Source organism: Streptomyces bacillaris, assembly GCF_003268675.1.
Lineage (GTDB): Bacteria > Actinomycetota > Actinomycetes > Streptomycetales > Streptomycetaceae > Streptomyces > Streptomyces bacillaris.
The window spans coordinates 4,699,075-4,717,676 of sequence record NZ_CP029378.1; the positions used below are offsets into that span (position 1 = coordinate 4,699,075).

Consider the following 18,602-nt stretch of genomic DNA (forward strand, 5'->3'; position numbering starts at 1 on the left):
CTCAGAGGACGGTGTTCTGGTCGTGGACGAGCAGCCAGTTCCCGTCGATGCGGGCGAAGACCAGGCCGAGGACCTGGCGCATCTCGTACGCCTTGCCGTCCCCGTCCAGGTCCCGGTACTCGACGTCGAACACCGCGACCGCGGTGTCCTGGTGCAGCACGGTGCGGGTCCTCGTGGCCGTCATCGTCCAGTCGGGGTCGTCGAACCACTTCCGGTGGAAGGCGCGGATGGCGTCGGAGCCCGTGAGTGTTCCCCCGCCGGGGAGGACGATCGTCGCCTGGTCGTGGACGGTGGCCATGTAGGCCTCCAGGTCACGGGCGTCGATGGCCGCCAGGTGGTGGTCGAGTGCGGTGGTGAAGTCCATGGGTCTGCTTTCGGTCATGAGGCGTGGGGCGTGGACGTGCGGTCGGGGCCGGAACAGGGGAGGAAGGGAGGCGCAGAGCGCAGGAGAGGTCAGAAGGGGACGGCCACCGCGTGGCGGGGGATCCCCGTGGCGCCGAACGACTCCTTCAGCTGCTGCATGCCGGGGCCCAGCTCCACGGCGGGCACCCCGGTGGCGATCAGCCGGTCGATCTCCCGCAGATACAGGTCGAGATAGAGGTCCCGGCCGCCGTCGGAGCCGGTCACCGTGGTCAGCCAGCCGCCCGGGGCGTCCAGGACCAGGTCGAAGGAGACCGGTCGGCCGGAGCTCTTGTCGCGGTGGGCGAAGTACGCGGCGCCGGGCGAGCGGTTGAGCCGGTCGAAGTAGGCGGGCAGCAGCGGTACGACACGGCTCGGGCGGTCCGTGTGCTTCATCCGGGTCAGCTGGTCCAGCCGGCTGGCGTGCACCGGGTCGATCACGGGCACCGCCGATTCCACGACCAGCTGCGGGTCCGCGCCCACCCGCCCGTGCAGGGCCGACAGCCGGCGCCGCCTGCCCCGGGGCAGGTCCGCGAAGTACGCGTCCATGCTCTCCCAGCGGTTGTGCAGTACGGCGTTGGGTGCGGTGGCCCGCCGCCACCTCAACGGGCCGTCGAGGTGGGCGAGTTCGGAGGTGTCGGCGTCGAGGTGCAGGATTCCCAGGCAGCGCGGGCCCAGCCGGCGGCGAACCTCCCGCTCGAAGGCGCGCGTGGCGGCCCGGCGCCCGGCGGTGTCCAGGCCGGGGGCGTACAGCCGCCCCGGGCTGAAACTGTTGGGCACATGGACCTGGAACCAGCCGGGCACGGCCGCCCGGCCCGGCGGCCGGAACCGGAGGGCGACCGGACGGACGCCCAGCCGCCCGCAGAACGCCGCGACGGGTTCGCCCGCCTCCCGGACCAGACCGGCGAAGACCGGCCGCAGGCTCCCCCAGGCGGCCGCCTCCAGCAGCCCCGCCTCCCAGAGCACACAGGCGCGGCGGTCCCGGACGAAGGCATCCCAGCCGTCGGGCACCGGACCGCCACCCCCGGGCGTGAAGAGTTCAGCTCGCACGGCTCACGGCCTCCTGAAGGACGGGATCGGATGCGGCGGGTATCCGTACGCACAAGGGGCGTTCACCCCGGTCGCGGTAGGACTCCAGCGCGTCGGCGAGCACGGCCGGGCCGAAGACATCGGCGAGGGTGTCCAGCCGGGGACCGTGCTCCGTGCCGAACAGCGCCCCGTAGATCTCCCGGAAGTCGGCCCGGGTCCGCCCGGCCCGTGGCGCGCCCGGGCCCGTGTGCGCCCTCAGCTGTTCGATGAGCAGCCCGACCGCGCCCCCGGAGGGCGGATCCTCGGCCGCCGCCCAGTAGCGGTCCCGGCCGTGGGCCGTGAGCCAGGAGAGCGCATGGCCGATCCGCTCCTCCAGCAGGGCGGCGTCGGCGCCGGGGTGACGGGCCGTGAGGTGGCGCCGCGCGGCTCCGGGCGCGCAGCCGTGCCCGTACAGCGCCCCCAGGACCGTACGCATCGGGGGCAGCGTGCCGTACCCGTCGGGCCGCTCGTCGGTCAGCAGCTCCCACAGGACGCGGGCCCGCCCGTCCCCGGACGCCGACGCCACGGACCGGGCGAACCGGTCGAACTCCTCGTAGGCGCCCAGGAACGCGGCCGCGCCGAAGCCCAGCCGCAGATCGGAGAGGCAGTTGCGGCGGGCGTACAGCCACAGCACCAACGGGGCCGGGTTCACGGCGAGCAGATCGCGTACGTACGGACCACCGCCGCGCGATCCGGAGATCTTGCCGCTGCCCTGCTCGGCGCGGACCAGCCCGTACGGGACGATGACCGGCTGCGGCGAGCCGAGATAGCGCTCGTACACCGGCCGGGTCCGGTCCATGGTGCTGCCCGCGCTGCAGTGGTCCTGGCCCGCCGGTTCGCAGTCGATGCCCTCATGGGCGACGCGCAGGGTCCAGTCCAGGGCCCAGGAGGGCTTGATGTCCGCCGGGTCGCGGGCGGTCAGCTCGGCCCCGCACGACAGGCACCGGTAGCGCGCGGCACGCCGGTCCAGGTGGTGGATCTCGGTGCTGTTGCGGCCGCACTGGAGGCAGTAGACGGCGAAGAGGTCCCGCCCGTCGCCCTTGCCGAGCAGGTCCGCCAGCCGCTGCGCGTCGCGCTGATAGCGCCGCTGGATCCGGCGGTACTCACCGGACCGGTAGCGCTCGTACTGGTAGTGGGTCTGCCAGTCGCCGTCGCCGTCCGGCGGCGTCCGTCCGGCGTCGTCGGCCTCCGCGGGAAGGATGCCCACCGCCCGCAGCTCGGCGAGATAGGTGCGGCAGATGCGGCCGGCGCGCTCCCGGTGCCCGCCGAGCGGCCGCTCCCCGTGGCCCGCCAGCTCCGGCTCCCGCGCGGCCTGGCCCGCCCGTACGGGGTCGTAGTCGTCGAAGCTGAGCAGGATCGCGGAGCGGCGGCCCATCCGGCGCAGCGCCCGGTGGACCAGGTGGGCGCAGACGGTGTCCCGGAAGTTCCCGACGTGGAAGTAGCCGCTCGGGGACATGCTGGTCTGGATCAGGATGCGGTGGTGGGGCGGGTGGCGCTCGGCGAGCCGGTGCGCGTAGTCCAGGGCCCAGTGCGGCGCGGTGCGGTCCTGGGCGTGCAGCGCGTGCGGCGGCGGCCCGCCGGAGGGTGCCTCCTCCGGCTCCACCGGGCCCTGCTTCCGCGCACGTGGTCTCCTTGGCATGGCGGGAGTACAGCGCGCGTTCCGATAAAGGCCCTATACGCCGGGGAGGGCGTCCCGGTCCGCCGCGGCCGGCCTCACAGCCAGCCGTTCTCCCTGGCCGTGCGCAGGGCGTCGATGCGGTTGCGGGCGCCGAGCTTGTTCACGATCGTCGTGAGGTAGTTGCGGACCGTCCCCACGGACAGGTTCGTGGCGGTGGCGATCTGTCCGGTCTCCGCCCCCGCCGCGACGAGCCCCAGCACCTCCACCTCCCGCCGGGTCAGCGGGTTGTCCCCGATCTCCCAGGCGGACATGGCCAGTTCGGGGTCGATGACCCGGCGGCCCGCGCCCACCCTGCGGACGCCCTCGACGAGTTCGTCCGGCGACGCGTGCTTCGGCAGGAAGCCGCTCACCTGCGCGTCCAGTGCCCGCCACAGCTGGCCGGGCAGGGCGACACCGGTGAGGATCAGCGTCCGGCAGCCGGGCACCTGGTCCCGCAGCAGACCGGCGGCGGTGATGCCGTCCATCTCCGGCATGTCGATGTCGAGCACCGCCGTGTCCGCCTCCGTCCGGATCACCGCGGGCACCACGTCGCTGCCGCGGCCGACCTGGGCGACCACCTCCATGTCCTCCTCCATCTCCAGGAGCGCGGCCAGCGCCACCCGGATCATGTGCATGTCCTCGGCCAGCACGATCCTCTGCATGGGTACCCCCGTTGTCCGTCCAGGCCCTCCCGACGAGGGGGGCCGTTGCGACTCCGGCGCCCTGTGTACCACCGGGGAGGGCGCGGGCGGCGGGGCTCGTATAGCCGAGTGATAGCGGGGCCGGTGAGGCTCTGTCACCACCACTGGAGGCAGACTCCTCCCGGAAGGGGACGACATGGCGCAGGCCCTGCACGTACCGTCCGCGCGGGCGGCGGAAGACGCCGGTACAGCCGCGGCCGACGCTCTCCGGCGGCGCATCGCCGTACGGGAACGGGTGCGCTTCGCCCGCGACTTGCACGACCTGCTCGGGCCGCGGCTCCTGGCGATCACCCTCCAGTGCGAGCTGGCCCTGCGCCTGATGGACCGCACACCGGAGTCGGCCCGCAGCCGGCTGGCCGAGGCGCTCTCCGGAATGCGGGAGATCCAGCAGGAGGCCCGGCGGGTGGCACACGGCTACCACTGCCTTTCCCTCGACACGGAGATCGAGTCCGTCCGCGGCCTGCTGGAGGCAGCCGGTGTCCGCGCCGAGGCGGAACAGGGACCGGCGGGCGTCGCGCTGCCCCCGCTCCTCCAGACGGTCCTGGCCACGACCGTCCGGGAGGCGTCCGCCAACGTGCTGCGGCACAGCCGCGCCCGCGTCTGCCGGATAGCGGTGGACGCACCGCCGGGGGAGGTGGTGCTGACCGTGACGAACGACGGGGTGTGCGGGGCGGAACGGCCGATTGCGCCCACGGCGGCCGGGGGTTCCGAGGATTCCAGGGGTCCCGGGGAGTCCGGGGATTCCAGGGATTCCAGGGAGGGCGAGGAGGGTGGCAGGGGCGTTGCCGGTGGGCCGGGAGTGGGGCCCGGGCTGGGGCTGCGCAGCCTTGCCGAGCGGATCGTCGTCGTCGGCGGCGTGCTGGCCCACGGCCCGTATCCTTCCGGGCACTACACGCTGACGGCCCGCTTCCCGCTCCCCGGCCCCGTGCCGGACGGTCCGGTGGTGTCGCTGCCCGTGTAGCCTCCGCCCCGCCGAGTCAGCGTGAGAAAGGCCGTCGCCCGTGCCGCACACCGAGCCGTCCCTGCCCGTGACCGGCCGGCCTTCCGACCGGGAGGGGCGGGAGGGGATCGTCTCCCGGCTCACCGCTCCCGGGGCGCCCTTCGCCGTCGTGCGGGGGGAGGGGGGAACGCCGGAGTATGCCGACGGGCCTCGTACGCTGCGGGAGTTCGTGGAGACGACGTGGGCCTACGGGGACTCCGTCTTTCTCGTCGACGGTGAACGGCGTTGGTCGTACGGGGAGTTCTTCGCCGCCGCCTCCGCGCTGGCCGTCCGGATGAGCGAGCGGTACGGGCTGCGCCCCGGGGACCGGGCCGTCGTCGGCACGCGGAGCCTTCCGGAGTGGCAGATCGCCTTCTGGGGCGCCCAGTTGGCCGGACTCGTCGCCGTGCCGCTCGACGTGCGGGGGGACGGGCGGGTCGACGGGGACGCGCTCGGGGCCGTACTCGACGACTGTGCGCCCGGGGTGCTGCTCGTCGACGGGGAGTGGCTGGAACGGGTGGGGGAGCGGGCGGCTCGGCGGGATGGGGTGCGTGTGGTGCTGTTCCGGGAGGGCCGGGCGGAGGGGCGGCTTCCGGGCGGGGTGCACGTCGAGCGGTACGCGGACTTTCCCGCGCCCGATCCGTGGGCCGCGCCCCCGGACGTCGAGCCCCGGCCGGAGGACGACTCCGTGATCCTCTACGGGGGTGGTGCCCAGGGGGCCGTGACCACTCATCTCGCCCAGGCCGGGGCCGCGCTCGATGCCCGCTACCGGGCTGCCGCCGCCGCGCTGGCGCGGGGAGCCGTTCCGGGGCTGGGGCCCGTTCCGGAGACCCCGGTCGCGTTTCCGTTCTCCTGCCCCGTTGCCCTGGCCGCTGTCTACGGGGCGATGGCTGTGGGGGGTTCCGTCGTGTCGGCGGAGACGGAGGGCGGGGAGGGAGTTCCGTACGAGCTGGAGCCCACCCCCGTAACCGAGTTCAGGGTCACCGGGCCCTGTGGCGAGCCGGTCCCCGACGGGGAGCGGGGCCGGCTGTGGGTGCGCGGGCAGTCGGCCCCGCGTGGCCACTGGCGGGACCCGGAGACCACCGCCGAGGCGTTCGACGGCGGCTGGTTCCGTACGGGGGATCTCGCCGTGCGGCACGGAGGCGGCGTCACCGTCGTCGGGCGGGCGGGGGAGTGAGAGCCGGAACGGGTCGGGGCGCGTCCGGAGCGGGGCAGGTCAGGGGCGCGGTCAGGGGCGGGTGACGCGGATGCGGTAGTTCCCGTTCCCGTCCTCGTCCAGTACGGATATCCGTACGCCGTTCGCCCGGTCCGTGAAGGTCTGGCCGGGGCGGAACGGGGCGTCCGACAGCTCCGCGTGGACGTTGGGGCGGCGGGTGCAGCCGCCGCTGTCCTCGGTGGCGTCGGCGACGGAGACCGGGCCCTGGCCGGTGTCCACGTCCGAGCTGACCTTGTAGATCAGCACCCCGGGGCGGCAGACCGCCTCGTCGTTGCCCGCCTCCGTACGGACCTCCACGGCGTAGCCGGACTGGGCGCTCAGCGGGACGAAGGCGAGCTTCGTGCCGCCCGCCGTGGCCAGCGGGCCGAGGGTGTGTTCGCTGACGCCGGGCTGGGAGGCGCAGCTGATCTGCTCGTTGTCGAGCCAGCCGAGCTTCCACTTGTGCCAGCCCAGGAAGTCGTTGTTGGCGCCCCAGTCCTCGGACATGATGTCCCAGTGCCCGACGGAGCCGCCGCCCTCCATCGTGTAGAGGTCGGGCAGGCCGAAGACATGGCCGTTCTCGTGCGGCAGGACGCGGTAGCCCGTCTGCGCGTACGACCCCGAGCCGTCGTCCTGGCGGCTGTAGACGAAGGACGTGTTGGCCAGCGGTACGCCGTCCGCCTGCGGGGCGTCCCCGTTGCCGGAGAAGGTCACCGAGAGCACGGTGTCCAGGGCGGAGGGGCCCGCGTTCGGCGTGACCAGCACGTTGACCAGGTCGTACGTGGAGAAGTCCACCTTCGGGTCGGCCGCGGCGACGATGTCCTCGACCAGCTGCCGGTAGCCCGGTTCGAACGGGGAGCCGCGCTCGATCCCGTACTCCGCGAAGGGCAGCGGCATCCGCAGCCACTCCTTGACGGGGGCCTCGGGGCGGTAGTCGAGGCGGCCGTAGGAACTGGTCGTGAACCAGTCGGAGGTCTGCGGGAAGAACTCCGCGAGCCGGTCCTCCGCCGGTTCCGTCGCCTCCGCGTCCGGGAAGTCGATCATCAGGTTCAGCGCCCTGACCTCGCCGGTGGAGCGGGCGTAACCGGGCGGGGTCGGCATGCCCAGCGACATCTGGACGCCCATGGCGGCGGCGATCCGGCACGGGGCGACCGCGGAGTCCTCGGTGGTGGCGGCCGGACCCGCCGTGGCCCGGCCGGTGCCGGGGAGCGTGGTGCTCGCCGAGGCCATGGCCGCTATGACCAGGGCGGTCACCCCGGCCAGGGCGACGGGGCGGCGGTGACTGCGTATCCGGTGGCGGGGCTGCTGCATAGAGGCGCCTTCGGGGTCCGCGGCAGCCGGCCGACCCTGACTGCGCTCTGGCGATCAGCCTCTGCCGGGCGGTCCCGGGGCGCTCGCTGGGTGCGCCGATCGGTGGGTTTTCGCCGTGGAGTGATGTGACTCAGGTCACATCGCTGGGTGGAAATAAGCGGGGAGCCGTTCCCCGTTTGCACCCGTGTCCCCTTGAAGCGGGGAGATGGTCCCCGGTTACGGGTGGGGGTCGTCCAGCTACGCATCGTTCAGCTACGTACCGTCCCGCCGGAGAGAGGGGAGGCCGCAGTCGTGGAGACCGTCGCCGACACCACCACCGCACAGGCGGCAGCCCCGCGCCGTACGCCCAAGCCGCGGGCCGACGCGCTGCGCAACCGCGAGCGGATCATCGCGGCCGCGCGCGAGCTGTTCGTCGAGTTCGGGCCGGACGTGCCGCTCGACGACGTCGCACGCCGTGCGGGCGTCGGCAACGCCACGCTCTACCGGAACTTCCCCGACCGCGCCGCCCTGACCCATGAGGTCGTGCTCGCGGTCACCTCCCGGACCACCCGGAGGGCCGAGGAGGCCGTCGCCGCGGAGGCCGACCCGTTCGCCGCGCTCAGCCGCTTCGTGCACGCGGCCGCCGACGAACGGATCGGCGCCCTGTGCCCGATGCTCTCCGGCGTCTTCGACCGGGACCACCCCGATCTGCTCGCCGAGCGCGACCGTCTCGAAGAGGCCGTCGAAGGGCTCGTGTCGCGCGCCCAGTCAGCGGGGCGGCTGCGCACCGACATCGCCGTCGGTGACGTGCTCGTCGCCCTCTCCCAGCTCACCCGGCCGCTGCCCGGCATCGCCTGCCTGGACATCGACCGCTTCACCCACCGCCATCTGCAGCTGTTCCTGGACGGGCTGGAGGCACCGGCCCGCTCGGAGCTGCCCGGATCGGCGGCGACCCTGGAGAACCTGAGGCGCCGCGACTGACGCCCACTCCGGTTCCGTAACTCGTAACTCGTAGCCCGTAGTCCGTAAGTCGCGGGCCGCTGGCCTTACTTCCCACGTCGCTACTTCCCACGTCGCTTTCCACGTCCTTTTACGTACGCATCCGTCGCTCACGCCGTTCCCGGCGCTCCCGTCAGTCCCTAGGTGGCTACTCCCATGTCAAAAACCGCTGACACCCCGCTGTCCGAGGCAGCCGAACCGCTGTCCAAGGCAGCCGAACCCCGGATTCCCGATCCCAGCCGCTGGAAGGCGCTGGCCTTCATAGCGCTCGCCCAGCTGATGGTCGTGCTCGACGCGACCATCGTGAACATCGCCCTGCCCTCCGCCCAGACCGACCTCGGCATCTCCGAGGGCAACAAGCAGTGGGTCATCACCGCCTACGCCCTCGCCTTCGGCGGTCTGCTCCTCTTCGGCGGCCGCATCGCCGACCTGTGGGGGCGCAAGCGCACCTTCGTCGTCGGGCTGATCGGCTTCGCCCTGGCCTCCGCGCTCGGCGGGGCCGCCCAGAACGAGGCGATGATGTTCGGCTCCCGGGCCCTCCAGGGTGTCTTCGGCGCCCTGCTCGCCCCGGCCGCCCTCTCCCTGCTCGCCGTGATGTTCACCGACGCCAAGGAGCGCGCCAAGGCCTTCGGCATCTACGGCGCCATCGCCGGTGGCGGTGGCGCGGTCGGGCTGATCCTCGGCGGCTTCCTCACCGAGTACCTGAACTGGCGCTGGACGTTCTTCGTCAACATCCCGTTCGCCGTGATCGCCGCCGCGGGCGCGTACTTCGTCATCCGCGAGCCGTCCGGAGCCCGTAACCGCTCGCCGCTCGACATCCCCGGCGTCGTCCTCTCCACCCTCGGCCTGGTCGCCCTGGTCTACGGCTTCACCCGCGCCGAGTCGGCCGGCTGGTCGGACGGGCTGACCGTCGGCATGTTCATCGCCGCCGCTGTCCTGCTGCTGGCCTTCGTCGTGACCGAGTCGCGCGTACGGTCGCCGCTGCTGCCGCTGCGCGTCCTGACCGAGCGCAACCGCGGCGGGGTCTACCTCTCGCTGGGGCTCGCGATCATCGCGATGTTCGGGCTGTTCCTCTTCCTGACGTACTACCTGCAGATCGTGAAGGGCTACTCCCCGGTCCGTACCGGCTTCGCCTTCCTCCCGATGATCGCGGGCATGATCACCGGCTCCACCCAGATCGGCACCCGGCTGATGACCCGGGTCCCGCCGCGGCTGCTGATGGGCCCCGGCTTCCTGGTCGCCGCCGTCGGCATGCTGCTCCTCACCCAGCTGGACCTGAACACCAGTTACGCGGCCGTCATCCTGCCCGGCATGCTGCTGCTCGGCCTCGGTATGGGTACGGCGTTCATGCCGGCCATGTCCCTGGCCACGCACGGCATCGAGCCGCGGGACGCGGGGGTCGCCTCCGCGATGGTCAACACCTCGCAGCAGGTCGGCGGCGCCATCGGCACCGCCCTGCTCAACACCATCGCGGCCGGTGCCACCACCGCGTACATCGCCGACCACGCGGCCCGTGCCACGGACCCGAAGCTCCTGGAGCTCCAGGCCATGGTCAACGGCTTCGCCAGCGCGATCTGGTGGGCGGTCGGCATCCTGGTCGTCGCCGCCGCCGTCGCGGCCGTACTGATCAACACCGGCCGGCCGGGGACGGGCGCGGCCGGTGGTACGGGCGGCGCCCCCGACGGGAACACCGAGGGCGCCGAGGACGAGTTCCGGATCCCGGTCGTCGCCCACTGAGGCGGCCCCTGCCCGGTTTCCCTGCCCTGGTTCCGCCGCTCAGCGGAGCCAGGGCAGGTCCGCGTCCGTACCCTCCGGTTCGAGGCCGTGGGCGAGCACCCGCATGATGTCGCCGAGGCTGCGCACCTGCTCGGGCGTGAGCCGGTCGAAGAGCGCCTGGCGTACGGCGGCGACATGGCCCGGGGCCGACCGGCTGAGCATCGCGTACCCCTCCTCCGTGAGCACCGCGTTCTGGCCGCGCTTGTCGGAGGGGCACTCCTCCCGCCGCACCCAGCCGTTCTTCTCCAGCCGGGCGACGGCGTGCGAGAGCCGGGAGCGGGTGATCTTCGCGTTCCTGGCCAGCTCGGTCATCCGCATCCGGCGGCGGGGAGCCTGGGAGAGCTGGACGAGCAGTCCGTAATAGGTGTGGGGCATGCCCGCATCCCGCTGCAACTGGCGGTCGAGGTGGTCCTCCAGCAGCGTGGTGGCATGCAGATAGGCACGCCAGACGCGCTGCTCCTCGTCGGTGAGCCAGCGGGTCTCGCTGGGGGATGCCGTGGTCATGTACTCCACTGTACGACCTTTTCTTGAAAGTTGAACTAGATAGGGCTAAGGTCTCCGGAGGTAGGAACTTGAAATCTCAAGCATCTCTCAAGTGCCTTCCGGATCCATGATCGGATCCGATCCGATTCCAGTGTCCAGTGGATGGGGAGACGCCATGACCGTCACCACGGAGCGCATGCCCGCCCTCTACCTCTCGCACGGCGCCCCGCCGCTCGCGGACGACCCGGTCTGGCCCGGCCAGCTCGCCGCCTGGTCCGCCGGACTGCCCCGGCCCCGCGCGATTTTGATGGTCTCCGCCCACTGGGAGGAGGCCCCGCTCGCGCTCGGCGCCGTCGAGCCGGTCCCGCTGGTCTACGACTTCTGGGGATTCCCCGAGCACTACTACACCGTGCGCTACGACGCCCCCGGCGCCCCGGAGCTGGCCAACAGCGTCCGCAAGCTGCTGCGCGGAGCCGGTACGCCGGTCCAGAACATCCCGGACCGGGGGCTGGACCACGGGGCCTACGTACCGCTGGTGGAGATGTTCCCGGACGCCGACATCCCCGTACTCCAGATCTCCATGCCGACGCTCGACCCGCAGAAGCTGATGGCCATCGGGCGCAAGCTCGCCCCGCTGCGCGACGAGGGCGTGCTGATCGTCGGCAGCGGCTTCTTCACCCACAACCTGGCCGCCCTGCGCCACCAGGGTGGCGGGGTCCCCGGCTGGTCGGCGGAGTTCGACGACTGGGGCGACCGCGCGCTGCGGGCCCAGGACATCGACGCCCTGCTCGACTTCGAGCACACGTCCCCCGCCGGAAAGCTGGCCCACCCGCGCACCGAGCACTTCGCCCCGCTCTTCGTGACGCTGGGCGCCGCCGAGGAGGAGCTGGACCGGGGGCGGAGCGTCATCGACGGCTTCTGGATGGGGCTGGCCAAGCGCTCGGTGCAGTTCGGCTGAGTCCGGTCCGGGATGGTCCGGTCCGAGGGAGGCGGGCCCGGGAGCGTCCGGTCCGGGGGAGGCGGACTCTCCCGGGCCCGGTCGGGTCGCGTCCGGTCCGGGTGGAGCGGTCCCTCCCGGGCCCGGTCGGGTCGCGTCCGGTCCGGGGAAAGCGGTCCCTCCCGGGCCCGGTCCGACCAGGGTCGACGGGGCTGCGCGGCGCGGCGGCGGTCGGCCCGCCGGGACCGGGGCGGCGGACGGAGGCCGGGCGTTCACCAGACGGGGGTGTTCAGCTCGGCCGCGCGCCCCGCGGCGACGAGCGCGGTCGCGTCACCCACGTCCAGCGCCGTGTCGGCGAACTTGATCGTGTGGTCGTCACCGTGCGCCACCGCCCGCTCGAACACCTCCTGCGGATCCTGCGGCCCGCTCCGGAGGTCCGCCACCGGCACCCCCTCGCGCGGCCCGTAGGCGGAGGTCACCGCGGCGCTCGCCGCCCAGGCCGCGTGCAGGCTCGGCACCCACAGCGAGTCGGGGAGCGCGGGCAGGGTGCGCAGGACCGCGTTGGGTGCGGTAGCCGCGTGGACCAGCATGATCGGTGAGGCGTGCCCATGGGTCGCGTAACGGTGGGTGGCGGCCGTGACGAGTTCCTCGAGTGCGGTACGGGCCGCCTCCGGCCCCTGGGGGAGCCCGCCGGGCCAGTCGGGGAAGGCAGTGAGCCGGCCGAGCCGGGCCAGCATCTCGCCGTCCTGCTCGGCGATCAGCGGCACCCGGTCCAGGGCACCGGCCGCGTCGGCGGGTCCGGCGAGGCGTTCCAGCGGGGGCAGGGGCTGGAAGCGGGCGGCCCAGTAACCGAGGGCGTGGGCCAGTTCCCGTACGCGCGGGGCGGTCTCCTCGTCGTCCACCAGCGTCTTTACGGAGTGGCCGACCCGGATCACCCCGTGGGTGGCGCCGCCCGCGATGCCGGGCAGCAGCCGGGGCCACCACTCGGCGAGGACGGCACGCCAGGGGCGGCTGTCGGTCTCCCGCTCGAAGAACACCGTCCAGTCACCGACGCGGTCGATGTCGCCGAGGGCCTCGTGCCAGTTCCCGGAGGTCACCGGTTCGACGGAGCCCGGCATGTCCTCCAGCCTGGAGCGGTACTGGTCGAGCCAGCGGTGCACGGCCGGCGCCTGCCCGCGCCGCACTAAGGCCTCGACGGCCATCGGGGCGTGGTTGCTGAGCCAGCCGTCGCGCTCGGGCCCCGCAAGATGGATGCGCTCCAGGGCCTCGTCGAGGGTGCCCGAGGTGTCGGGGGCGCCGGAGGTCTCGGGGGTGCCCGGGGCGTCGGGTGCGGGGCTCCGACGACCGTCCCCGTTCCGGTGGCTGTCCGCCGGGGTGACCACGTGGTTGCGCTGGGTGTCCGTCATGGATCTCACGGTAGGGGCGCGGGCGGCCCGGCGGATCGGGCTGAGGTCCCGGTCGGCGGAGGACGGACCTCCGCCTCGGGACCTAGGGCCTACCGCCGAGGCCGGAGGGTGTGACCCGGACCTGGAGGTGACCAGGACCCGTCTGTGACCCGGACCCGGGGGTGACGCGAGCAACCCCGAGGCGATACGGATCGTCTTCCTGGGTAGACGCGAGGTCGGAGCGCCCGAGGCGCCCCCGGGAGTTCCGTGGCCCCCGGAGGCCCGGGACTCCGGGGCGATCCGGGCGTGGCGTTCTGCCCCAAGGGTGTGGCATCCGGTGAGCGCCGTCTCACCGGATCGGTTGTCACCGGCCCCGCCAGGGCCTCCGGTACGCCTGCGAAACCGGCCCTGACCTGCGCTTACGGGGGTACTCGCACCCGGCGCCCGCCGTTCGGCGCCGGACAGGGTACTGCATGATCGCGAAAATGAATGGGCGGCATGGGAATTCTGTCCGGATTCCAGTCGTTGTTTCCATCGGATGCAGGGCACCCGGAAGGGTGTCGCGACCTACTCAGCAAGGGAGCACGCATGGCAACCCGTGCCGTCGCCCGTCGTTCGTCCACCACCTCCGGTGGGACCGACCGGGCAAGCAGTGTTCGCGCCGTGGGCGGGGAGATCGCCGATCGCGACCTGGTCGGCATGTACCTGGACGAGATCGCTCGTACGCCGCTGCTCGACGCCGCCAAGGAGGTCGACCTCTCCCAGGCCATCGAGGCGGGCGTCTACGCCCAGCAGATCCTCGACGGCGAGGCCGAGAGCGAAGCCGGTGGTGCGACGCGTGAGGAGCTGGAGGCGCTGGTCGCCGAGGGCGAGCGCGCCAAGGACATATTCATCCGTTCCAACCTCCGCCTCGTCGTTGCCGTGGCCCGGCGCTACCCCCGCGCGGGGCTGCCCCTGCTCGACCTGATCCAGGAGGGCAACGCGGGCCTGGTGCGCGCGGTCGAGAAGTTCGACTACGCGAAGGGCTTCAAGTTCTCCACGTACGCGACGTGGTGGATCCGCCAGGCCATCACCCGGTCCATAGCCGACCAGTCCCGCACGATCCGGCTCCCCGTCCACCTGGTGGAGGAGCTGGGCCGGATCCGCCGTGTCCAGCGCGAGTTCAACCGGGAGAACGGCCGCGATCCCGAGCACGAGGAGATCGCCGCCGAGCTGGACACCAACGCCGAGCGCGTGGGCAACGTCCTGGACTGGGCCCGCGACCCGGTCAGCCTCAACATGTCCGTCGACGACAACGGGGACACCCAGTTCGGCGACCTGCTGGAGGACACCTCCGCCGTCTCGCCCGAGCAGTCGGTGCTGTCGCTGCTGCGCAGCGAGGAGCTGGAGGACCTGATCGGCAAGCTCGACAACAGGACCGCCTCCATCATCAAGATGAGGTACGGCATCGAGGACGGCCGCGAGCGGACGCTGACCGAGGTCGGCAAGCAGCACGGTCTGACCCGGGAGCGGATCCGTCAGATTGAGAAGCACGCTCTGCTCGAATTGAAGCGAATGGCACACGACACGGGCTTTGACGCTGTGGCGTGAGCGGATAACCCGCTAGCCTCCCCATCAAGCCGGTTCACCCCGGCCGACCGACCGGATCACCCCGGTCACCCCGACCGGCCCCCGCGGCCGGTCCCCGGAACTGAGTCCCGGCGCCCACCCCCCCCGGCGCCGGGGCTCGTCCATGTTTGGGGTCCGACGCGCAGGGCCACTCCGCCGCCCTCACAGGTCAACCGCCCCCCTCACAGGTCAACCGGGCGCGTCACAGGTCAACCGGGCGCGCCCGCCGCGCGCATCACGCGCATGAACGGGACGCGCCCGCCGCGCGCATGAACGGGGTGCGTCTGCTGCACGCATCGCGCGCATCAACGGGGCGCGCCCGCCGCGCGGGTCAACCGGGCGCCCAGGCGTTCCAGGTGTTCCACCAGCTCCGGCGGCCCCTGCACCGTGAACTCGCAGTCCACCAGCGCCAGCCGCAGCGCCACCCACTCCAGCGAGTCCGTGCAGGAGGAGCGCAACCGGCAGCCGCTCCCGGAGTCCTCCCCGCCCGGGTTCTCCCCCTCCGGCCCGGGCACCGGCTCCGGCACCCCGAGCGTCGGCGGCAGCCGGGCCACCACGAACTCCGTCGGAGCCGCGAACCACACATCGAGCCGCAACTCCGGCTGCCTGCCCGCCATCGACCGGGCGAAGTAGCGCGCCGCGTCCTCCGCCCCGCCCCCGCTCTCCCCAGGGAGCGGCCGGGGCGTGAACCGGGCGCCCGTCGCGAACGGCTCGGAGACCCGGTCCACCCGGAACGTCCGCCAGTCCTCCCGCAGCAGGTCGTACGCCACCAGGTACCACCGCCGCCCCGTGCTCACCAGCCGGTACGGCTCGACCTGCCGCCTCGTCTCCGTACCGTCGCCACTGCGGTACGCGAACCGCAGCCGCTCCTGTCCGGTGGCCGCCGAGGCGAGCGTCGTCAGGGTCCGCGGATCGATGGTGGACCCGTCGCCCCGGGCCAGCGGCACCGTGGCGTTCTGCAGGGACGAGACCCGGTGCCGCAACCGTGCGGGCAGCACCTGCTCCAGCTTCGCCAGCGCCCGTACGGAGGCCTCGTCGACGCCCTCGATGGCGTGCCCGGCCCCGGCCCGCAGCCCCACGGCGATGGCGACCGCCTCCTCGTCGTCCAGTACGAGCGGCGGCAGGGCGGCCCCCGCGACCAGGCGGTAGCCACCGGCCGAGCCGCGCGAGGCCTCGACCGGGTAGCCCAGTTCGCGCAGCCGGTCGACGTCGCGGCGGATCGTGCGCGGAGTGACGTCGAGCCGCTCGGCCAGCTCCCCGCCGGGCCACTCGCGCGGGGTCTGGAGGAGTGACAGCAGTTTCAGCAGGCGTGCCGGGGTGGTGTCGGTCATGAAAACCAGGATGCGACCCCAACAGGACAGGATCAGACCTAAAAGAGATCTAGGTTCTTCCCATGTCTTCCTCCGCAGCGCTGCCGAACCCGGCAGCGAACTCCGCCCCTGCCCCCGCCGACCGGCGTCGCTGGTTCGCCCTCGCCATCGTGATGACCGCGGCCTTCATGGACCTGGTCGACGTCACGATCGTCAACATCGCGATCCCCAGCATCACCCGGGACACCGGGGCCTCCGTCTCCGCGATCCAGTGGATCACCGCCGGCTACGCCCTCGCGTTCGCCGCCGGACTGATCACGGGCGGACGGCTCGGCGACATCTACGGGCGCAAGCGGCTCTTCCTCATCGGCATCGCCGGGTTCACGGTCGCCTCGGCCCTCTGCGGCCTCGCGCCCAACTCCGACATACTCGTCGCCGCCCGCATCCTCCAGGGTGCGACAGCGGCGCTGATGGTGCCCCAGGTGCTCTCGATCGTGCACGCCACCTTCCCGGCGCACGAGCGCGGCAAGGTCTTCGGCCTCTTCGGCGCGGTCGTCGGCCTCGGCGCGGTCTCCGGCCCGCTGCTGGGCGCGCTGCTCACCGAGTGGAACCTCTTCGGCCTCGAATGGCGGCCGATCTTCCTGATCAACCTGCCCGTCGGCATCGCGGGGCTGATCCTCGGCGCGAAGTTCATCACCGAGTCCAAGGCGCCCCGGGCCATGCGGCTGGACCTCGTCGGCGTCGGCCTGGTCACGCTCGCGATGCTGATGCTCATCTACCCGCTCACCCGCGGGCACGAGCTGGACTGGCCGCTGTGGGGCCACGTCTCGATGGTGGGCAGCCTCTTCGTCTTCGCCCTCCTCGTACGGCACCAGCGGCAGAAAGCGATCATCGACGGCTCACCGCTGATCGAGCTGTCCCTGTTCCGGGTCAAGAGCTTCGCCGCGGGCATCGCCGTGCAGCTCACCTTCGGTGTCGGCCTCGGCATCTTCTTCCTGGTCTGGACCCTCTACATGCAGATGGGGCTGGGCTGGAGCGTGCTGCGGGCCGGTACGACGGGCATCCCGTTCTCCGTCGCCGTCTCGGTGGCCGCCGGGATCTCCGTACAGAAGCTGGTGCCCCGCTTCGGCCGCAAGGTCCTCCAGGCGGGCGCGCTCCTGATGGTCGCCGGGCTGCTGATCTACCTCTGGGAGGCCGAGCACTACGGCATGGCCATCACCTCCTGGCAGATGGCGGTCCCGCTGGTCGTCATGGGCGTCGGGATGGGGCTGATCGTGGCCCCGCTGACCGACGCGATCCTCTCCGAAGTGCCCAAGGAGCACGCCGGTTCGGCGTCCGGGCTGATCAACACCGTGCAGCAGATGGGCACCGCGCTCGGCCTCGGTCTGGTCTCGGTGGTCTTCTTCGGCGCGATCGGTGACCGGCTGGCACCGCAGGAGATCGGCCCGGCCTTCGTGGACGCCTTCCAGCAGTCGCTGTGGTGGGTGGCCGGGGTGCTCTCGGTGATCTTCCTGCTGATGTTCGCCCTGCCGGCCCGGCCGAAGGCCCACGTGGAGGGCGGGGCGGGGGCACCCGACGACACCCCGCTCACGACGGAGCCGGTACTGAAGGTCTGAGCCGGAGGGCCGTAGGCCTGCTCGGCGATGGCGGGGTGACGGTCCGGTGGCCGGGCGGGTGCCGTGGTGGGCGGCCCGGTGGCCAGGCGAGTCTGGTGGCGGGGCGGCCCGGCAACGGCTTCATGGCGGTGGCGGCCCCTTCGTGGGGCCCGTCCGGTCCGGGGTCCGTCCCGGGTCAGCAGATTCCGGTGCGGCTCTCCATCGCCGCGCGGGCGGTCTCCTCGTCCTCGTACACCTCGCACATGTGACGGCCGTCGGGGGTCGCCGTGTGCTCGACCTCCCACAGGCTCGTCTCGCTGCCGTCCAGCAGCAGGAACGCGTGCTCGTAGAGCGTGAACCCGGCCTTCTGGCCGTCGACTTCGCACTGGCGCCCGAAGACCTGGGTGATGTGGTGGGCGAAGGCGGCCCGGAGCAGCCGGGCCTTCTCCTCGCCCGGCCGGTCCCCGTTCTCCGCGCGGCGCAGGACCCGGCGGGCGTGGTCGGCGGAGTTGTCGGGGGCGTACGTCCGGGGTGTCGGGGCCGGGGGAGCGGACATCAGGACCGTCAGGGTCTCCATGTCCCCGCGGCCCGCCTCGTCGCCGAAGGCGGGGGCGTCCGAGAGGCTCCCGGCCAGCCGGGCGGCGGCGATGTGGGCGTCGCCCTCGTCGGCGTACAACTCGTGGCGCCGGGACTCCTGCTCGTCTCGGCCGCCGCTGTGCACCAGCTCCCACAGGGTCAGATCGGAGCCGTCGGCCAGGAGAAAGGTGTGGCGGTAGGTCTCCCGGTGCAGGACGGGGCTGTGGTGCGAGGAGTACAGCGAACTGCTGTGCGCCAGCGCCGAACCGAGCAGGTCGACCGTGCTGTCGGGAAGGTCGAAAGAGTTGAGGGCGCGTCGCAGGAGTCGGTCGAGGTGTTGCTCGGTTGTCTCGTACGGATCGCTCAAGGTGCTGTCTCCAGGCCGTCGCCGCGTGTTACTTGGTGCGTGCTTAACGTAGTCCCTGGGTCTGACATCGTGACCGGGGTTCGTAAAAACGTAAGGCGTACGAGATAAGTTCCCCGTCTGTTCCCGGTGCAATTCGGGTGGTTGGGGGTGAACTCCCGTGCCACGGTTGCGAGTCGAGCGCCCGCGCGCCCCTCCCCGGACCGCCGCGCGCCCCCGCCGAGCGGGGTTCGGTGGGGGCGAGGCGGAGGCGGGTTCGGTGGCGCAGGGCCGGAGCGGG

Annotated in this window: 16 protein-coding genes; 7 read left to right on the forward strand and 9 right to left on the reverse strand. The window is 72.5% G+C overall.

What is annotated here, in order from left to right; all coding sequences use genetic code 11:
• Window position 1: 1 nt before the first annotated feature.
• The 4 genes from DJ476_RS20390 to DJ476_RS20405 form a co-directional block, all read right to left on the reverse strand.
• Complete coding sequence (locus tag DJ476_RS20390) at window positions 2-382, reverse strand: YybH family protein (protein ID WP_241565746.1); 381 nt, start codon at window positions 380-382, stop codon at window positions 2-4.
• 71 nt (window positions 383-453) lie between these two features.
• Entirely contained in the window at window positions 454-1,449 is a 996-nt protein-coding gene (locus tag DJ476_RS20395; RefSeq protein WP_103420917.1) for a hypothetical protein, read from the reverse strand.
• On the reverse strand, window positions 1,439-3,106 hold the full coding sequence (locus DJ476_RS20400) for a nucleotidyl transferase family protein (RefSeq protein ID WP_112491236.1): 1,668 nt from the start codon (window positions 3,104-3,106) through the stop codon (window positions 1,439-1,441). Before DJ476_RS20400 ends, DJ476_RS20395 begins: the two co-directional genes overlap by 11 nt.
• 74 nt (window positions 3,107-3,180) lie before the next feature.
• Window positions 3,181-3,786 (reverse strand): response regulator transcription factor, encoded by a 606-nt coding sequence (locus DJ476_RS20405; protein WP_103420913.1) that lies wholly within the window; start codon window positions 3,784-3,786, stop codon window positions 3,181-3,183.
• 175 nt (window positions 3,787-3,961) lie between these two features.
• Here DJ476_RS20405 and DJ476_RS35695 point away from each other — a divergent pair, with 175 nt between their 5' ends.
• On the forward strand, window positions 3,962-4,786 hold the full coding sequence (locus DJ476_RS35695; RefSeq protein WP_241565745.1) for a sensor histidine kinase: 825 nt from the start codon (window positions 3,962-3,964) through the stop codon (window positions 4,784-4,786).
• Window positions 4,787-4,826: 40 nt separating this feature from the next.
• Window positions 4,827-5,981, forward strand: a complete 1,155-nt coding sequence (locus tag DJ476_RS20415; RefSeq protein WP_112491237.1) for an AMP-binding protein — start codon at window positions 4,827-4,829, stop codon at window positions 5,979-5,981.
• Window positions 5,982-6,032: 51 nt separating this feature from the next.
• On the opposite strand, the gene DJ476_RS20420 is transcribed toward DJ476_RS20415, so the two are convergent.
• The gene (locus tag DJ476_RS20420; RefSeq protein ID WP_112491238.1) at window positions 6,033-7,310 is read right to left on the reverse strand and encodes a M6 family metalloprotease domain-containing protein; all 1,278 of its coding nucleotides are present in this window, start codon (window positions 7,308-7,310) and stop codon (window positions 6,033-6,035) included.
• A gap of 291 nt (window positions 7,311-7,601) precedes the next feature.
• On the opposite strand from DJ476_RS20420, the gene DJ476_RS20425 reads away from it, so the two are divergent.
• Together DJ476_RS20425 and DJ476_RS20430 are read left to right on the forward strand one after the other, a co-directional pair.
• A complete protein-coding gene (locus DJ476_RS20425; protein ID WP_019766082.1) occupies window positions 7,602-8,270 on the forward strand; it encodes a TetR/AcrR family transcriptional regulator in 669 nt (222 codons plus the stop codon).
• A 174-nt stretch (window positions 8,271-8,444) separates the two neighbouring features.
• Complete coding sequence (locus DJ476_RS20430) at window positions 8,445-10,025, forward strand: MFS transporter (RefSeq protein WP_318294752.1); 1,581 nt, start codon at window positions 8,445-8,447, stop codon at window positions 10,023-10,025.
• Window positions 10,026-10,064: 39 nt separating this feature from the next.
• Here DJ476_RS20430 and DJ476_RS20435 read toward each other — a convergent pair whose 3' ends face one another.
• Window positions 10,065-10,577 carry a MarR family winged helix-turn-helix transcriptional regulator gene (locus DJ476_RS20435; RefSeq protein ID WP_103420907.1) on the reverse strand — a complete coding sequence of 171 codons (513 nt, stop codon included), beginning with the start codon at window positions 10,575-10,577 and terminating at the stop codon, window positions 10,065-10,067.
• 145 nt (window positions 10,578-10,722) lie between these two features.
• Between DJ476_RS20435 and DJ476_RS20440 the strand changes: the two genes are divergently transcribed.
• Window positions 10,723-11,505, forward strand: a complete 783-nt coding sequence (locus tag DJ476_RS20440; protein ID WP_112491239.1) for a dioxygenase family protein — start codon at window positions 10,723-10,725, stop codon at window positions 11,503-11,505.
• 251 nt (window positions 11,506-11,756) lie between these two features.
• On the opposite strand, the gene DJ476_RS20450 is transcribed toward DJ476_RS20440, so the two are convergent.
• Window positions 11,757-12,890, reverse strand: coding sequence for a questin oxidase family protein (locus DJ476_RS20450; RefSeq protein WP_103420902.1), 1,134 nt, complete (start codon window positions 12,888-12,890; stop codon window positions 11,757-11,759).
• 567 nt (window positions 12,891-13,457) lie between these two features.
• On the opposite strand from DJ476_RS20450, the gene DJ476_RS20455 reads away from it, so the two are divergent.
• Window positions 13,458-14,459, forward strand: a complete 1,002-nt coding sequence (locus DJ476_RS20455; RefSeq protein ID WP_029395668.1) for a sigma-70 family RNA polymerase sigma factor — start codon at window positions 13,458-13,460, stop codon at window positions 14,457-14,459.
• A gap of 323 nt (window positions 14,460-14,782) precedes the next feature.
• Here DJ476_RS20455 and DJ476_RS20460 read toward each other — a convergent pair whose 3' ends face one another.
• Window positions 14,783-15,808 (reverse strand): helix-turn-helix transcriptional regulator, encoded by a 1,026-nt coding sequence (locus DJ476_RS20460; RefSeq protein WP_112491240.1) that lies wholly within the window; start codon window positions 15,806-15,808, stop codon window positions 14,783-14,785.
• A 62-nt stretch (window positions 15,809-15,870) separates the two neighbouring features.
• On the opposite strand from DJ476_RS20460, the gene DJ476_RS20465 reads away from it, so the two are divergent.
• On the forward strand, window positions 15,871-17,403 hold the full coding sequence (locus DJ476_RS20465; RefSeq protein ID WP_103420898.1) for an MFS transporter: 1,533 nt from the start codon (window positions 15,871-15,873) through the stop codon (window positions 17,401-17,403).
• A gap of 175 nt (window positions 17,404-17,578) precedes the next feature.
• Here the strand turns inward: DJ476_RS20465 and DJ476_RS20470 are convergent, their stop codons facing one another.
• The gene (locus DJ476_RS20470) at window positions 17,579-18,325 is read right to left on the reverse strand and encodes a DUF6227 family protein (protein WP_103420897.1); all 747 of its coding nucleotides are present in this window, start codon (window positions 18,323-18,325) and stop codon (window positions 17,579-17,581) included.
• Window positions 18,326-18,602 lie beyond the last annotated feature (277 nt).

Bases quoted from the DNA above. Each gene is read 5' to 3' on its own strand.
- DJ476_RS20390 (WP_241565746.1), bottom strand. From the start codon at position 382: ATGACCGAAAGCAGACCCATGGACTTCACCACCGCACTCGACCACCAC.
- DJ476_RS20400 (WP_112491236.1), bottom strand. From the start codon at position 3,106: ATGCCAAGGAGACCACGTGCGCGGAAGCAGGGCCCGGTGGAGCCGGAG.
- DJ476_RS20405 (WP_103420913.1), bottom strand. From the start codon at position 3,786: ATGCAGAGGATCGTGCTGGCCGAGGACATGCACATGATCCGGGTGGCG.
- DJ476_RS35695 (WP_241565745.1), top strand. From the start codon at position 3,962: ATGGCGCAGGCCCTGCACGTACCGTCCGCGCGGGCGGCGGAAGACGCC.
- DJ476_RS20420 (WP_112491238.1), bottom strand. From the start codon at position 7,310: ATGCAGCAGCCCCGCCACCGGATACGCAGTCACCGCCGCCCCGTCGCC.
- DJ476_RS20430 (WP_318294752.1), top strand. From the start codon at position 8,445: ATGTCAAAAACCGCTGACACCCCGCTGTCCGAGGCAGCCGAACCGCTG.
- DJ476_RS20440 (WP_112491239.1), top strand. From the start codon at position 10,723: ATGACCGTCACCACGGAGCGCATGCCCGCCCTCTACCTCTCGCACGGC.
- DJ476_RS20450 (WP_103420902.1), bottom strand. From the start codon at position 12,890: ATGACGGACACCCAGCGCAACCACGTGGTCACCCCGGCGGACAGCCAC.
- DJ476_RS20455 (WP_029395668.1), top strand. From the start codon at position 13,458: ATGGCAACCCGTGCCGTCGCCCGTCGTTCGTCCACCACCTCCGGTGGG.
- DJ476_RS20460 (WP_112491240.1), bottom strand. From the start codon at position 15,808: ATGACCGACACCACCCCGGCACGCCTGCTGAAACTGCTGTCACTCCTC.
- DJ476_RS20465 (WP_103420898.1), top strand. From the start codon at position 15,871: ATGTCTTCCTCCGCAGCGCTGCCGAACCCGGCAGCGAACTCCGCCCCT.